The sequence below is a fragment of the Streptomyces sp. enrichment culture genome (assembly GCF_964273255.1).
Classification (GTDB): Bacteria; Actinomycetota; Actinomycetes; order Streptomycetales; family Streptomycetaceae; genus Streptomyces.
The window spans coordinates 1,516,285-1,530,558 of sequence record NZ_OZ186835.1; the positions used below are offsets into that span (position 1 = coordinate 1,516,285).

At 74.5% G+C, this 14,274-nt stretch carries 12 protein-coding genes; 4 read left to right on the plus strand and 8 right to left on the minus strand.

Annotated features, from left to right (window positions below):
- Positions 1-227: 227 nt before the first annotated feature.
- From ACSU53_RS06525 to ACSU53_RS06540, 4 genes are all read right to left on the minus strand, one after another.
- Entirely contained in the window at positions 228-1,454 is a 1,227-nt protein-coding gene (locus ACSU53_RS06525; protein WP_437025475.1) for an arginine deiminase, read from the minus strand.
- Positions 1,455-1,731: 277 nt separating this feature from the next.
- Positions 1,732-4,296, minus strand: coding sequence for a polynucleotide kinase-phosphatase (locus tag ACSU53_RS06530; RefSeq protein WP_437025477.1), 2,565 nt, complete (start codon positions 4,294-4,296; stop codon positions 1,732-1,734).
- The gene (locus ACSU53_RS06535; protein WP_437025479.1) at positions 4,293-5,756 is read right to left on the minus strand and encodes a 3' terminal RNA ribose 2'-O-methyltransferase Hen1; all 1,464 of its coding nucleotides are present in this window, start codon (positions 5,754-5,756) and stop codon (positions 4,293-4,295) included. The genes ACSU53_RS06530 and ACSU53_RS06535 overlap by 4 nt, the downstream gene beginning before the upstream one ends.
- A 222-nt stretch (positions 5,757-5,978) precedes the next feature.
- Positions 5,979-6,902, minus strand: a complete 924-nt coding sequence (locus ACSU53_RS06540) for an LLM class F420-dependent oxidoreductase (protein ID WP_437025481.1) — start codon at positions 6,900-6,902, stop codon at positions 5,979-5,981.
- 257 nt (positions 6,903-7,159) lie between these two features.
- On the opposite strand from ACSU53_RS06540, the gene ACSU53_RS06545 reads away from it, so the two are divergent.
- Positions 7,160-7,396, plus strand: coding sequence for a hypothetical protein (locus tag ACSU53_RS06545; RefSeq protein ID WP_437033492.1), 237 nt, complete (start codon positions 7,160-7,162; stop codon positions 7,394-7,396).
- A gap of 470 nt (positions 7,397-7,866) precedes the next feature.
- Here ACSU53_RS06545 and ACSU53_RS06550 read toward each other — a convergent pair whose 3' ends face one another.
- The 4 genes from ACSU53_RS06550 to ACSU53_RS06565 all read right to left on the minus strand — a co-directional run bounded on the left by ACSU53_RS06550 (position 7,867) and on the right by ACSU53_RS06565 (position 10,746).
- Complete coding sequence (locus ACSU53_RS06550; protein WP_437025482.1) at positions 7,867-8,337, minus strand: DUF6099 family protein; 471 nt, start codon at positions 8,335-8,337, stop codon at positions 7,867-7,869.
- A 189-nt stretch (positions 8,338-8,526) separates the two neighbouring features.
- Positions 8,527-8,874, minus strand: a complete 348-nt coding sequence (locus ACSU53_RS06555; RefSeq protein ID WP_437025484.1) for a nucleotide pyrophosphohydrolase — start codon at positions 8,872-8,874, stop codon at positions 8,527-8,529.
- The gene (locus ACSU53_RS06560) at positions 8,867-10,069 is read right to left on the minus strand and encodes an ATP-binding protein (protein ID WP_437025486.1); all 1,203 of its coding nucleotides are present in this window, start codon (positions 10,067-10,069) and stop codon (positions 8,867-8,869) included. Before ACSU53_RS06560 ends, ACSU53_RS06555 begins: the two co-directional genes overlap by 8 nt.
- Positions 10,070-10,350: 281 nt before the next feature.
- Positions 10,351-10,746 carry a cell division protein SepF gene (locus ACSU53_RS06565; protein WP_437025488.1) on the minus strand — a complete coding sequence of 132 codons (396 nt, stop codon included), beginning with the start codon at positions 10,744-10,746 and terminating at the stop codon, positions 10,351-10,353.
- Positions 10,747-11,196: 450 nt separating this feature from the next.
- Between ACSU53_RS06565 and ACSU53_RS06570 the strand changes: the two genes are divergently transcribed.
- From ACSU53_RS06570 to ACSU53_RS06580, 3 genes are all read left to right on the plus strand, one after another.
- Positions 11,197-11,652, plus strand: a complete 456-nt coding sequence (locus tag ACSU53_RS06570; protein WP_437025490.1) for a tellurite resistance TerB family protein — start codon at positions 11,197-11,199, stop codon at positions 11,650-11,652.
- 241 nt (positions 11,653-11,893) lie between these two features.
- On the plus strand, positions 11,894-13,240 hold the full coding sequence (locus ACSU53_RS06575) for a hemolysin family protein (RefSeq protein WP_437025492.1): 1,347 nt from the start codon (positions 11,894-11,896) through the stop codon (positions 13,238-13,240).
- Positions 13,237-14,253, plus strand: a complete 1,017-nt coding sequence (locus tag ACSU53_RS06580) for a hemolysin family protein (RefSeq protein WP_437025494.1) — start codon at positions 13,237-13,239, stop codon at positions 14,251-14,253. The genes ACSU53_RS06575 and ACSU53_RS06580 overlap by 4 nt, the downstream gene beginning before the upstream one ends.
- Positions 14,254-14,274 lie beyond the last annotated feature (21 nt).

Sequence of the window (14,274 nt, forward strand, 5' to 3'; positions counted from 1 at the left end):
GTGGGGGTCATGGACGTGGGTGGCGCCGAGGCGGGCCGCCGGGCACCGGTACGGGACCACCACGGTGCCGGTGAGGCCGCCCGGTCACCTCACCGGGTCGGGTCACCGGACCGGGTCACGGCGTCGGGTCACCGGACCGGGTCACGGAGGCGTCCCGCCCGCCGGGTCACCGGACCGGACCACGGGGGCGTCCCGCCCGTCACGTCACCGGGCGCCGTGCCAGCGGGTCACGTCACCGGGTCCCGTTCCACCGGGCAGCTCATGCAGCGCGGGCCGCCCCGGCCCCGGCCCAGTTCGCTGCCGGGGATCTCTATCACCTCGATGCCCTGCTTGCGCAGGTGCGTGTTGGTGGTGGCGTTGCGTTCGTAGGCGATGACCACGCCGGGCTCGACGGCCAGCACGTTGCAGCCGTCGTCCCACTGTTCCCGTTCCGCCGCGTGCACGTCCTGGGTCGCGGTGAGCACCCGGATCTCGCTGAGCCCCAGCGCGGCGGCGATCGCCCGGTGCATGTGCTCCGGCGGGTGGTCCGTGACCTTCAGCTCCCGGTCCCCCACGCCCGGCTCGATGGTGTACGAGCGGAGCATGCCGAGACCGGCGTACTGGGTGAAGGTGTCGCCGTCGACCATGGTCATCACCGTGTCGAGGTGCATCACGGCACGTCTCTTCGGCATGTCGAGCGCCACGATGGTCTCCGCGGACCCGGCCGCGAACAGCTTGTGCGCGAGCATCTCCACCGCCTGGGGGGTGGTCCGCTCACTCATCCCGATCAGCACCGCGCCGTTGCCGATGACCAGTACGTCCCCGCCCTCGATCGTGGACGGGTAGTCGGCCTGTCCCTCGGACCAGACCCGGAACGTCTCGTCCCGGAACAGCGGATGGTGCCGGTAGATCGCCTCGAAGTGCACGGTCTCGCGCTGCCGGGCGGGCCACCGCATCGCGTTGATCGCGACGCCGTCGTAGATCCAGGCGGAGGTGTCCCGGGTGAAGAGGTGGTTGGGCAGCGGGCCGAGGAGGAAGTCGTCCAGCTCCATGGCGTGGAAGCGCACGGAGACCGGTTCCGGGTGGGTGTCCAGGAACTCCCGCTTGGTCATGCCGCCGACCAGGGCCTCCGCCAGGTCCCGTGAGGGGAGCGTCTCGAACGCGGCCCGCAGGTGGTCGGTGGCCAGCGGCCCGTACTCCTTCTCGTCGAAGACACGGTCCAGGACGATCGTGCGGGCCTCGGGGATGTCGAGGGTCTGCGTGAGGAGGTCGCCGAAGAGGTGGACGGCGACCCCGCGGTCGCGCAGCACGTCGGCGAACCCGTCGTGCTCGGCGCGTGCCCGGCGCACCCACAGCACGTCGTCGAAGAGCAGGTCGTCCTTGTTGCTGGGGGTGAGCCTCTTGAGCTCCAGATCGGGCCGGTGCAGGATCACCCGGCGCAGGCGTCCGGTCTCCGAGGCGACATGGTAGGTCATGCCTCCATCCTGACCACCCGAGCCCGGGTTCACCCCTCTCCGGCCGGAAAGTGAACGTGTGCCGCCTGCCGCCCGCGGACACCGGACCGGTCCCGGCCGTGCCCGCCGCGAGCCGCCGGGCGGCCCCGGCCGGCACGGAACGGCACGGCACGGGCGGCCACGCGGCGGCACGCGCAGGGAGGGCGGCCGCGGCCCCCGGGCGCCCGGGAGGGGGTCCGGCCGGCCCTCGGGAGGGGGCAGTCGGCCGGATCCCGTCACGGGTCCCGGGGCGGAGGCGCTACAGGCGCGGGTCCACGGGCTCGGACTCCAGGGCGAGGACCCCGAAGACCGCTTCGTGCACCCGCCACAGCGGCTCCCCCGCGGCCAGCCGGTCCAGGGCCTCCAGGCCGAGCGCGTACTCCCGGACGGCCAGGGAGCGCTTGTGGTTGAGGAAGCGGCCGCGCAGCCGGGCCAGGTTCTCCGGCCGGGTGTACTCGGGGCCGTAGATGATCCGCAGGTACTCGCGGCCCCGGCACTTGATGCCCGGCTGCACCAGCCGCCCCTCCGGGTCCCGGACCAGGGCGTCGACCGGCTTGACGACCATGCCCTCGCCGCCGCGCCCGGTCATCTCCAGCCACCAGTCGACGCCGGCGCGCACCGACTCGGGGTCGCCGGTGTCGACGTACAGGCGGCGGGTGGTCTGCAGCAGCCCGGTGCCGTCGTGCTCCACCATGAGGTCGATCAGGGCCAGCTGCTCGTCGTGCGGCAGCGCGGCGAGGCTGCGGCCCTGCACGGCCAGGATCTGGAACGGCGCGAGCCGCACCCCGTCGAGGCCGTCGGTGGTCCAGCAGTAGCGGCGGTAGGCGCGGGTGAACGCCTCGGCCGCGTCGGCCCGTTCACGCTGGCCGCCCAGCAGGTCCGTCACGTCGACGCCGCGGGCCGCCGCGCTCTCCAGCGCGGTCAGGGCGCCGGGGAACACCGCGGCGGAGGCGGCGCCGACGGCCGCGTACTGGGTGCGCAGCAGCCCGCCGGCCTTCAGGGACCACGGCATCAGCTCCGCGTCCAGCAGCAGCCAGTCCGTCTCCAGCCGCTCCCACAGGCCGGCCGCGGTCGCCGCGGCGCGCAGCCGGTCCAGGATCTCCTCGGTGACGGCGGCGTCGTCGAAGAAGGGGCGGCCCGTGCGGGTGTAGAGGGAGCCGGTGACTCCGTCGGCGTCGAAGCGGGCGCGGGCGGTCTCCGCGTCCCGGCACACCAGGGCGACGGCGCGGGAGCCCATGTGCTTCTCCTCGCACACCACCCGGGAGACGCCGTCCCGCTGGTACTGGGCGAACGCCTCCTCGGGGTGCTCCAGGTAGCCGTCGAGGTGCGAGGTGGCCGTCGGGGCCATGGTCGGCGGCAGGTAGGGCAGCAGCCGCGGGTCGGTCGCGAACCGGCTCATGACCTCCAGGGCCGCCGCCGCGTTCGCCTCCCGCACGGACACCCGGCCCGCGTGCCGGGTCTCGACGACGCGGCGCCCGTGCACGTCGGCCAGGTCCAGCGGGCGGCCGTCCTGCCCGCCGGGGGCCTCGGTGCGCAGCGGGCGGGCCGGCTCGTACCAGACCCGCTCGGCGGGTACGTCGACCAGTTCCCGCTCCGGCCAGCGCAGCGCGGTCAGCTTGCCGCCGAACACGGCGCCGGTGTCGAGGCAGATGGTGTTGTTGAGCCAGGTGGCCTCCGGGACGGGGGTGTGGCCGTAGACGACGGCGGCCCGGCCGCGGTAGTCCTCGGCCCACGGGTAGCGCACGGGCAGGCCGAACTCGTCGGTCTCGCCGGTGGTGTCGCCGTACAGGGCGTGGCTGCGGACCCGGCCGGAGGTGCGGCCGTGGTACTTCTCGGGCAGGCCGGCGTGGCAGACCACCAGCCGGCCGCCGTCGAGGACGTAGTGGCTGACGAGTCCGTCGATGAACTCCCGCACCTCGGCGCGGAACTCCTCGCTCTCCCCCTCCATCTGGGCGATGGTCTCGGCGAGTCCGTGTGTGTGCTGGACGTTGCGGCCCTTGAGGTACCGGCCGAACTTGTTCTCGTGGTTGCCGGGCACGCACAGCGCGTGACCCGCCTTCACCATGCCCATCACGCGCCGCAGCACTCCGGGGCTGTCCGGGCCGCGGTCGACGAGGTCGCCGACGAACACGGCGGTGCGGCCCTCGGGGTGCACGCCGTCGGCGTAGCCCAGGATGCCGAGCAGGGCGTCCAGTTCGGCGGAGCAGCCGTGGATGTCGCCGATGATGTCGAAGGGGCCGGTGAGGTGGGTCAGGTCGTTGAACCGCTTCTCGGTGACGACGGTGGCCTGCTCGACCTCCTCCACGCCGCGCAGCACGTGCACCTTGCGGAAGCCCTCGCGCTCCAGGTGGCGCAGCGAGCGGCGCAGTTCGCGGGTGTGCCGGCGGATGACCCGGCGGGGCATGTCGGCGCGGTCGGTGCGGGCCGCGTTGCGCTCGGCGCACACCTCCTCGGGCACGTCGAGCACGATGGCGATGGGCAGCACGTCGTGCCGCTTGGCCAGCTCGACGAGCTGCTTGCGGGACTCCTGCTGGACGCTGGTGGCGTCGACGACGGTGCGGCGGCCGGCCGCCAGGCGCTTGCCGGCGATGTAGTGCAGCACGTCGAAGGCATCCCGGCTGGCGCTCTGGTCGTTCTCGTCGTCGGCGACGAGGCCGCGGCAGAAGTCGGAGGACAGGATCTCGGTCGGCTTGAAGTGGCGCCGGGCGAAGGTGGACTTGCCCGAGCCGGAGGCGCCGACGAGCACCACCAGCGAGAGGTCGGTGACGGGCAGGACGCGGCCGTCCGCACGCGCGGCGCCGGTTGCGGGTGTCGTGGTGGTCATGCGGCCTTCGCCTCCTTCTCGGTGCCGGTGGTGAACACGGCCATCTGGGTGGGTGGTCCGACCTCGGGGTCGTCGGGTCCGACGGGGACGAACTCCACGGTGTAGCCGTGCCGTCCGGCCACCTTCGCGGCCCAGTCGCGGAACTCGGCGCGGGTCCACTCGAAGCGGTGGTCGCCGTGCCGGACGTGACCGGCCGGGAGGGTCTCCCAGCGCACGTTGTACTCGACGTTCGGTGTGGTCACGACGACGGTGCGGGGGCGGGCGGCACCGAACACGGCGTACTCCAGCGCGGGCAGCCGGGGCAGGTCGACGTGCTCGATCACCTCGCTGAGCACGGCCGCGTCGTACCCCTGGAGCCGGCGGTCGGTGTAGGCGAGCGAGCCCTGCAGGAGCTTGACCCGGGCCGCCTGCCGCTCCCCCATGCGGTCCAGCTTCAGCCGCCGGGAGGCGATGGTCAGCGCGCGCATCGACACGTCGAGGCCGACGACCTCGGTGTACGCCGGGTCGCGGAGCAGCGCCTGCACCAGCTGGCCCTGCCCGCAGCCCAGGTCGAGCACCCGGGCGGCCCCCGCCCCGCGGAGCGCGGCGAGGATCGCGTCCCTGCGCTGCACGGCGAGCGGCGTCGGCTTCTCCTCGGTCTCCGTCTCCTCGGCGACCGCGTTGTCGATCTCCTGGACGTCGCTGTCGTCGGACTCGGCGAGCCGGAGGAGTTCCAGGCGTTCGAGCGCCTGACGGGTCAGCGACCAGCGGCGGGTGAGGTAGCGGCTGGTGATCAGCCGCTGCTCCGGGTGGCCGGGCAGCCAGCCCTCGCCGACGCGCAGCAGCTTGTCCACCTCGTCCGGGGAGACCCAGTAGTGCTTGGCGTCGTCGAGGACCGGGAGCAGCACGTACAGGTGGCGCAGGGCCTCGGCGAGGGTGAGGGTGTCCGACTCCAGGACGAGCCGCACGTAGCGGGAGTCGCCCCACTCCGGGAACGCGGTGTCCAGCGGCACGGGGTCGGCCGTGACGTTCCAGCCGAGCGGCTCGAACAGCCGGTGGACCAGCGCGGGGCCGCCGCGGGCGGGCAGGGCGGGCACCTCGACGCGCAGCGGGCGCGGCAGGCCGGGCTGTTCGGGGCGGGCGTTGCACACCCCGCGCAGGGCGCTGGAGAAGACGTTGCCGAGGGCGACCGAGAGCAGCGAGGAGGCCGCGTAGGGACGGTCGTTGACGTACTGGGCGAGGGCGGCGTCGGGTGCGCCGCCGCGGCCCTTGCCCCGGCCGCGTCGGACCAGGGCGACCGTGTCCACCTCCAGCAGCAGCGCCACGGTGCAGCGTTCCGCGTCGGCCTCGGGGTAGAAGACGTGCGCCCGCCCGCAGGTCGTGGAGAACGACTGCGCCTTGCCGGGGTGCTTGTGCAGCAGGAAACCGAGATCGGTCGCGGGGCGCTCGGGAACGCCGGTGGTACTGATCGTCAGGAACACGGTGGGACCCCCCGGACACCTTCTGAAGTGCTGAAACGCGCGGATCTCCGGCGCGTCGTGCCAACGTACCGGGATCGGCGGCGAAAGCCTTTCGAATTTTCCAGGGGGGCCGCGCGACGGGACCGTCCCGGGGTGCCGGGGGGCCGCGCGACGGGACCGTCCCGGGGTGCGGGGCGGTCCCGTCGGGGGGCGTGGGCGTACCGGGTGGCCGGGTGCGGGGCGCTACGGGAGCTGCGACTGCACCTGGGACGAGATCAGCTCCAGGTGGTCGAGGTCGTGCAGGTCCAGCACCTGGAGGTAGATCCGCCGGGAGCCGGTCTCGGCGTACCGTCCGATCTTGTCGACGACCTCGGCCGGCGAGCCCGCCAGGCCGTTGGCCTTGAGCTCGTCGACCTCCCGGCCGATGGCGGCGGCCCGGCGGGCGACCTCCGCGTCGTCCTTGCCGACGCAGACGACCAGGGCGTTGGACAGGACGATCTCCTCCGGGTCGCGGCCCGCCTCCTGCGCGGCGGCGCGGACCCGGCCGAACTGGCGCTCGGTGTCCTGGAGGGACGCGAAGGGGATGTTGAACTCGTCGGCGTGACGGGCCGCCAGCCGCGGGGTGCGGACGGCGCCGTGGCCACCGATCAGGACCGGGATCTTCGACTGTACGGGCTTGGGCAGGGCGGGCGACCGGGTGAGGTCGTAGTGCTTGCCGTGGAAGTCGAAGGTCTTGCCGGGACCGGTGGCCCACAGGCCCGTGACGATCTCCAGCTGCTCCTCGAGGCGGCTGAACTTGTCCTTCGGGAAGGGGATGCCGTACGCCGCGTGCTCCTCCTCGAACCAGCCCGCGCCGAGGCCGAGTTCGATCCGTCCGCCGGACATCTGGTCGACCTGGGCGACCTGGATGGCGAGGACGCCCGGGAGGCGGAAGGTGGCGGCGGTCATGAGGGTGCCGAGCCGGATGCGGCTGGTCTCGCGGGCGAGGCCGGCGAGGGTGATCCAGGCATCGGTGGGGCCGGGCAGGCCGTCGGCGGAACCCATCCTGAGGTAGTGGTCGGAACGGAAGAAGGCGTCGAACCCGAGGTCCTCGGTGGCCTTGGCGACGGTGAGCAGGGTGTCGTAGGTGGCCCCCTGCTGGGGCTCGGTGAAGATGCGCAGGTCCATGCCTCCATCCTGCCTGTTCCCGGCCGGGACGCTCCGCCCGGACCCGGCGCGCCCCGCACGCCCCGCGCGCTTCGCTCCACGGTCGGGTGAATCCGGGGCGGTCCGGCGACCGCGGTATGACCGGACCGGTGACCCGTCCCGGTGAAGATCGTTGGCCGGGTCGGAGCCGGACCACCCGGCGCCCGCGCCGGGGCCGTGCGCCGGTGCGCCACCGTGTCGGCCCCCGGCGGGGGGCCAGGGGCCGAGGAGGCCGTGTCGTGTCCGGAGAGAGCGTGCCGCAGCAGGGCGGGAGCGGGCAGCCGAAGGGGCTGCTGCAGCAGATGGAGGAGCTGATGGCGGCGTTGGACGCGGACCTCTCGGCGCTGGACGCGGACCTCCGGGACGCTTCGGCGGACCGGGCGGCCGCGCCCGCGGACCGGGCGGGGACGGGGACCGGGACGTCGGAGGGGCCGGCGCCGGGGGCGGGCGCGAGCCAGGTGGCGGGGGCCGGTTAGGGGGCGGGGGCCGGCCCAGGGGCGGGCGGGGAGCGCCGGGTCACCACCTGAGAGGCGTGTGCGCGGGTGCCGCGGGAGCGGGGCGGTGGTCCGGCCGGACGGCGGCCGGGGCGCGCGAAGCCCGCGTCGTCGGGCCCGCAGCCGTGGCGGGTCCGCAGCCGTGGCGGCCCCGGAGCCGTGGCGGGCCCGGAGCCGTGGCGGGCCCGGAGCCGTGGCGGGCCCGGAGCCGTTCCGCCGACGGCCGGACGGCCGGGCGGCCGCACGGCTGGGCGACGGAAACGGCGGACGCGACGAATGCGACGAACCCGGCGGATGTGGCGGGCGCGGCGACCAGGGGGCCTGGCGGACGCGGCGGGCGCGGCGAACCAGGCGGACCCTGCCGACCCGGCCGACCCGACGCAGCCGGTGGTCACGCGGCGTCCCGGGGGTGCGGACGGGCGGGCCGGGAGGGTAGCGGGGGCCGGCGGGGTTCAGCCCGCTTCCCGCTCCGGTAACGCCGCCTCGCGGTCCGCCAGTCTGCGGAGCATGTCGAGGACCCGGTCACGCGACTCGTCCGCGGCGTCGATGGCTTCCATGCACTGCCAGTACGTCGCCTCGTCCCGGGCGGCACAGGCCAGGCCGACCAGGGTGATGCCGACGTCGCCGAGGAGACCGCCGAGGTGCAGCAGGGCCCGGCGGGCGTCTCCGAGGTCGGTGAGCCGGGCGGCGCGCAGGTCGCCCCCCTTCAGGCCGGGGGCGTCCAGCACGCCGCAGCCTCGGCCGGCCAGTTCCGTCAGCCCGATGGCCTCCCCCCGCAGCTCTGGCGGTCCACAGACCGCGAGCCGGCTGCCGATCGCCTGGGCGAGCGCCTGCGCCTGCCACACCTCGGTCAGCAGGCCCGGCAGGTCGGTGCTCGCCGCCAGGGCCCGCCTGCTCGTCTCGATGAGCCGCACAGCGTCCATGCGCTGCCCCCGTCCGGTCCGAACGCGCTGCCCACGCGTCCACGTGAACTCCCTTGTCCATTACCCAGAGTGAGAGAGTCCGCAACAGAAAGCCAGGGGAAGGCCGAAATCTGGGGATACGAACAGGAGACGAGACCGCTTTCCGCTGCGGAGAGTGAAAACGGAGCAGGAGACTCCCCCTTGTCCGCCTCAGACCGGGAAGCGGTCCTCGTTGCGGTCGATCTTCGCGGCGAGGGCGGCCAGCGGGTCGACGCCCAGGACCTCGCAGAACTGCAGGAGGTAGGCCAGGACGTCGGCGACCTCGTCGGTGACGCGGTGCGCGGTGTCCGGGTCGTCCATCACCCGGGCCGACTCCTCCGGCGTCAGCCACTGGAAGATCTCGACCAGTTCGGACGCCTCGACGCTGAGGGCGGCGACCAGGTTCTTCGGCGTGTGGTACGGCTGCCAGTCGCGCGCCGCGGCGAACGCGGCGAGGCGGCGCTGGAGTCCCGGCAGGTCGAGGGGCGCGGGCGGCTCGTCGTGGTGCGGATCAGTCACGGTCCAGGTGTACCACCGTCACTCCCTCCACCCCCGCGGCCCACGAGGGGTCGCTCACCGTGCCGGTCAGCCGGATGTGCCCCCGCTCGCACATCCGGGCCGCCAGGCGCAGCAACTCCGCGCGCTGGACCGGGTCGAGCCCCCGGTCCAGGCCGTCGGCGAGCACGGTGAGGGTCTGCAGGGCGGCGGGGACCTCGCCGGGCGCGTCGACCTCCAGCACGCCGGGGCCGGTGAGCAGGACCAGGGCGAGGGCGACGTAGCGCAGTTCGCCGTCGCCGAGCCGGCCGAGGTCGGTGCGCACGCCGGTGCCGCGGTCGAGCAGGGCCCGGACCCGCCCGCCGGGCGCCGGTTCGGCGAACAGGTCGACGACCGGTCCGGCGCACCCCGCGCGGACGGCGGCGACGAGCAGCGCGTGCCGCCGCCCGCATTCGGTCCGGGTGCGCAGGAGCACGTCGGCGAGGTTGTCGCAGCCGCCCTGCAGCCGCCCGCCGCCGGCCGGGACGGGGGCGCGCATGCGGCCGGGCCGGGGGTCGCAGGAGAAGACCGACCGCAGGGCGACGACCATCTGCTCGGCGGCGGCGAGCACCCTGCGCTGGCCGGGCGTCCGGCCCGCGACGCGCAGCGGCAGCAGGGCGGTGCCGAGGCGGTCGTCGGGGAGCGGGCCGCGGGTGACCGGGGTCGAGCCGGCCGTGTGCCAGGCGGCCTGGACCACGCGCCGCGCGGGGTCGCGCAGCGCGGTCTCCAGCAGGACCCGTCCGCCGGCCGTCAGCCGCTCCCCCACGATGCGCAGACCGGGTTCGGCCTGGACGGCGACTTCGAGCCGGACCGGCCCCTCGGGACCGTCGGCGGTGCAGCCGATGCGGAAGCCGCGGCGGTGCTGGGCGTCGGGCCGGGAGCGTTCGGGCACGCAGGCGCCCGGGTCCGGGAGCGCCTCGCCGAGGTGCGCCCCGCCGCCGAGCCGGGCGAGCGCCTCGTAGGCGCGCAGGGCGCTGCTCTTGCCGCTGCCGCTGGGGCCGGCGAGGAGGGTGAGCGGTCCGAACGGCAGGACGGTGCCGCGGTGTCCGGCGAACGCCGACAGCAACAGCTCGGTGACGCGCGGCCGTTCGGGGTGGCGGGGCGCCGGGGCGGCGTCGGGCGGGAGGGTGTCCGGGGCCGGCGGCCGGAGTCGGCCGAGGGCCGGGGAGGGCGGGGTCATGGACGGGACGGTAGGACCGTCTTCGCGCGGCGAACCGTTCCGCTCGGGAGGTCTTCCCACGAACGGCGAGGCGGGTCCCGCCGCCACGCACGCCCTCCCGCACCCCGTCACGCCCGCGCGCGGGACCGGTCCCGGGCGCGGGCGCGGGCGGGCCGTGCGCGGGGACGGCCGGTCGCCGTGGGCCGGCCGCTCCGCTCGGGCCGCGGAGGTCCCGGCGACCACCACCGGCTGCCGAGGTCGCGGTCGTCTCCGCGCCCCCGCGGACTCCGGATCACCTCGGTTCAGACCCCCGGGACCCCCGCCTCCTCCATGAGACCGGTCACCTCCGTGCCGGCCGGGGTGAGCAGGAACACATTGCGGTCGACCCGGTGCATGCCGCTGGCCAGGCCGAAGACGACGCCGGTGCTGAAGTCCAGCACCCGCTTGGCGACCTCCGTCTCGGCGCCCGTGAGGTCGAGCAGTACGGGGATGCCGGACATCAGGGTCTCGGCGACGTCGCGGGCGTCCGCGAAGACGTTGACGCGCAGGACGACGAAACGGCGGCGCGCCTGTGTCTCGGCCTCGGGCACGGACCGGTGGTCCACCGCGGACGGCCAGGCGTCGCGGCCGCGCAGCGGAACGACCTGGGCGAGCCCCGCCCACTGTTCGTCGGTGACGTCGTGGCTGCTCACCGGCATGCTCCGTCCTGGGTCGCGCTGGCAGTCTGCATCGGGCAATTCTTACGCATGGTCACCCGTTCGGCCCAATAACGACACGCTCCGCCATCGACGGACGGCCACCGCACGGGCCGCACGGCACGGCCGGACAGCCGCCGCGCCGCCGGACTGCCACCGCCGGGTCCGGCCCGCCCCTCACGGGCCACGGCGACCGGCCGGCCGCACGTCACGCCGCACCGCCCCGCGCGCCTGCGACCGCACGCCCGGCACACCGGGCACACCCGGCACCCGGTCCGCGCACGCACGTCCACCCGCACCGCACTCCGGCAGCCCCCGAGGGGAACTTCCGCACCCGACCGCTAGTTTCTACAGTGCTGTAGACATGGGGGGCCGGGTCCGCGTCGTGGGCCGGGTGCTCCGACCGAACCGAACCGGGAACCCCCCGAGCACACCGAGATACATGGAGTGGGCATGGCCCTGTGGGACCGACTCAAGGATTCCGCGTCGCAGATGCAGAACCAGTTGGTGGCGAAGAAGAACGACCTCAAGAGCGGTGCGTTCCGGGACGCGAGCATGGCCATGTGCGCCCTGGTCGCCGCGGCCGACGGCACCGTAGACCCGTCCGAGCGGCAGCGCGTGGCCCAGCTCATCGCCGGCAACGACGTGCTGCAGAACTTCCCCGCCGACGACCTGCGCCGGCGCTTCGAGGACAACCTGAACAAGCTGACCGCCGACTTCGCGTTCGGCAAGGTGAGCGTGCTGCAGGAGGTCGCCAAGGCCAAGAAGAAGCCGGCCGAGGCGCGGGCCGTGATCCAGATCGGCATCGTCATCGGCGGCGCCGACGGCGACTTCGACCAGGACGAGCGGGCGGTCGTCCGCGAGGCCTGCTACGCGCTCGACCTGCCGCCGCACGAGTTCGATCTCTGAACCGGCACTCCCGTCCGGACGTCCGGCCGCGGATCGCAGCACGTCCCGGGCCGGGCCGGTGCCCGTCGGCATCGGCCCGGCCCGCCCGGGAACACGGGTCCGGTCATAATCGTTGGATCCGAGACCGACCCCTGATGAGGAGTGCATCTGTGTCCGCCAGATCGACGGACCCCCCGGGACCCAGTCCCCGACCATCCCGTCACCTCTCGAGTGACCGCGGCACGCGACGGGATGGTGTTCGATGAGTGCCGCCGAAGCGTTGCTGGGCCTGCTCGCCGTGTTCGTGCTCACCGCCGGAACCGGCTACTTCGTGGCCCAGGAGTTCGCCTACGTCTCCGCCGACCGGCTCGCCCTCGCCCGTGAGGCCGAGGCCGGGAACCGGCAGGCCGCCCGCGCGCTGAAGGTGCTGGAGCGGCTGTCCTTCATGCTGTCCGGCGCGCAGCTGGGCATCACCGTCACCGGACTGGTCGTCGGCTTCATCGCCGAGCCGTCCGTGTCCGCCCTGCTGCGGCCCGCCCTGTCCGGGGTGGGGCTGCCCGACGCGGCCGTGAGCGGGATCTCCGTGGTGCTGGCGTTCGTCCTGGCCACCGTCGTGCAGATGGTGCTGGGCGAGCTGGCCCCGAAGAACCTCGCGATCGCCGTGCCGGAGCGGCTGGCCAAGGCGCTGTCCGGGTCCACCCTGGCGTACCTGAAGGTCGTCGGCCCGGTCGTGCGGATCTTCGACGGGGCGGCCGACCGGCTGCTGCGCCGTGTCGGCATCGAGCCGGTCGAGGAGCTGCACCACGGTGCCACGCTGGAGGAGCTGGGCCACCTGATCGGCGAGTCCCACGAGAACGGCGCCCTGCCCCGGGACACCGCCACCCTGCTGGACCACGCGCTGGAGTTCTCCGAGCGCACCCTGCACGAGGTGATGGTGCCGCGCCGGGACGCCGTGTTCGTGCGCGGGGACGCCGGCGCCGAGGAGGCGGTCCGGCTGATCGCCGCCCACGGCCACTCCAACTACCCCGTGCTGGGCGACCACCCCGACGACGTCACCGGCGTGGTGGGGGTGCGCGAGCTGATGGCGCTGCCCGCCGCCCGGCTGGCCGGGGCCACCGCCGCCGACGTGGCCCGGCGGCCCCTGCTGCTGCCGGACACGCTGGAACTGCCGGACGCGGTGGCCCGCATGCGGGAGCAGGACGACGAGTTCGCCGTCGTCCTCGACGAACACGGCGGTGTCGCCGGCATCGTCACCTACGAGGACATCGCCGAGGAGCTGGTCGGGGACATCGCCGACGAGAGCGACACCGTCGCCCAGCTCGCGGTGGCCGACGGCGACGGCTGGCTGGTGGACGCCGGACGGCGGCTGGACGAGGTCGCCGAGGCGACCGGGGTCCGGCTGCCCGAGGAGGACGACTACGAGACGGTGGCCGGTCTGATCGTGGACCGGCTGGGCCGCTTCCCGACGGTGGACGACCGGGTGACCGTCGAACTGCCCGCGGGCGGCCACGCGGTGCTGGACGTGCGCACGCTCGACCGGCACGTGGCCGAACGCGTCCGGATCACGTCGCTCACCGGTGAGCTCCACCCGGCCGAGGAGGGGTCATGAGTTTCCCGACGGCTCTCTTCGTGACCGTGCTGCTGCTCGTCGGCAGCGGGTTCTTCGTGGCCGCCGAGTTCGCGCTGGTCGCCGCCAAGCGGCACCGCATGGAGAAGGCGGCGGCCGAGGGGCGGCGCGGTGCCGGTGCCGCGCTCGCCGGGATGCGCGAACTGTCGCTGATGCTGGCCGGCGCGCAGCTGGGCATCACGGTGTGCACCCTGGGCCTGGGCTCGGTGTCCAAGCCGGCGATCTCGCACGAACTGGACCCCCTGCTGCACAGCCTGGGCCTGCCCAGCGCGCTCAGCTACGGGGTGGCGTTCGCCGTCGCGATGATCGTCGTGGTGTTCCTGCACATGGTGGTCGGCGAGATGGCGCCCAAGTCGTGGGCCATCGCCCACCCCGAGCGCTCCGCGATGCTGCTCGCGCCGCCGTTCCGGGCCCTGGTGAAGGCCGTCCGGCCGCTGATCCGGGTGCTGAACGCGGTGAGCAACGTCCTGGTGCGGATGTGCCGGGTGACCCCGCGCGACGAGCTGGCCTCGGTCCACGACCGGGAGCAGCTGACGCATCTGGTGGCGGAGTCGGAACGGCTCGGCCTGATCAGCGCGGCGGACTCGCAGCTGCTGACCCGGTCGCTGACCGAGCCGGAGACACCGGTGGGTGAACTGGCCGTGCCCGCCGCGCGGATCGTCTCGGTCGGCGGCGGCGCGGGCGTGGAGGAGCTGCTGCGGGTGGCGGCCGCTCATGACCGGACGCGGCTGCTGGTGCGGGACGGGGGCGCCGTGCTCGGCTCGGTGCACGCCCGGGACGCCCTGGTGGCCCGGGCCCGGGGGCGCGTCACGAGCGCCCGCGAACTGGCCCGTCCGGTGCCCGAGGTGACGGTCGGCACGACGGTCGCCGACGCGATCGACGTGCTGCGCCGCCGCCGCTCCACCCTGGCGGTGGTCCGCGACGGCGGGGGCGGTCTCGTCGGCATGGTCACCCTGGACGACCTGCTGGCCCGGCTGATGCAGCCGGCGGCCTGACGCACACGGCGGCCTGACGCG

Bases quoted from the DNA above. Each gene is read 5' to 3' on its own strand.
- ACSU53_RS06525 (WP_437025475.1), bottom strand. From the start codon at position 1,454: ATGACCTACCATGTCGCCTCGGAGACCGGACGCCTGCGCCGGGTGATC.
- ACSU53_RS06530 (WP_437025477.1), bottom strand. From the start codon at position 4,296: ATGACCACCACGACACCCGCAACCGGCGCCGCGCGTGCGGACGGCCGC.
- ACSU53_RS06540 (WP_437025481.1), bottom strand. From the start codon at position 6,902: ATGGACCTGCGCATCTTCACCGAGCCCCAGCAGGGGGCCACCTACGAC.
- ACSU53_RS06550 (WP_437025482.1), bottom strand. From the start codon at position 8,337: ATGGACGCTGTGCGGCTCATCGAGACGAGCAGGCGGGCCCTGGCGGCG.
- ACSU53_RS06560 (WP_437025486.1), bottom strand. From the start codon at position 10,069: ATGACCCCGCCCTCCCCGGCCCTCGGCCGACTCCGGCCGCCGGCCCCG.
- ACSU53_RS06565 (WP_437025488.1), bottom strand. From the start codon at position 10,746: ATGCCGGTGAGCAGCCACGACGTCACCGACGAACAGTGGGCGGGGCTC.
- ACSU53_RS06570 (WP_437025490.1), top strand. From the start codon at position 11,197: ATGGCCCTGTGGGACCGACTCAAGGATTCCGCGTCGCAGATGCAGAAC.
- ACSU53_RS06575 (WP_437025492.1), top strand. From the start codon at position 11,894: ATGAGTGCCGCCGAAGCGTTGCTGGGCCTGCTCGCCGTGTTCGTGCTC.
- ACSU53_RS06580 (WP_437025494.1), top strand. From the start codon at position 13,237: ATGAGTTTCCCGACGGCTCTCTTCGTGACCGTGCTGCTGCTCGTCGGC.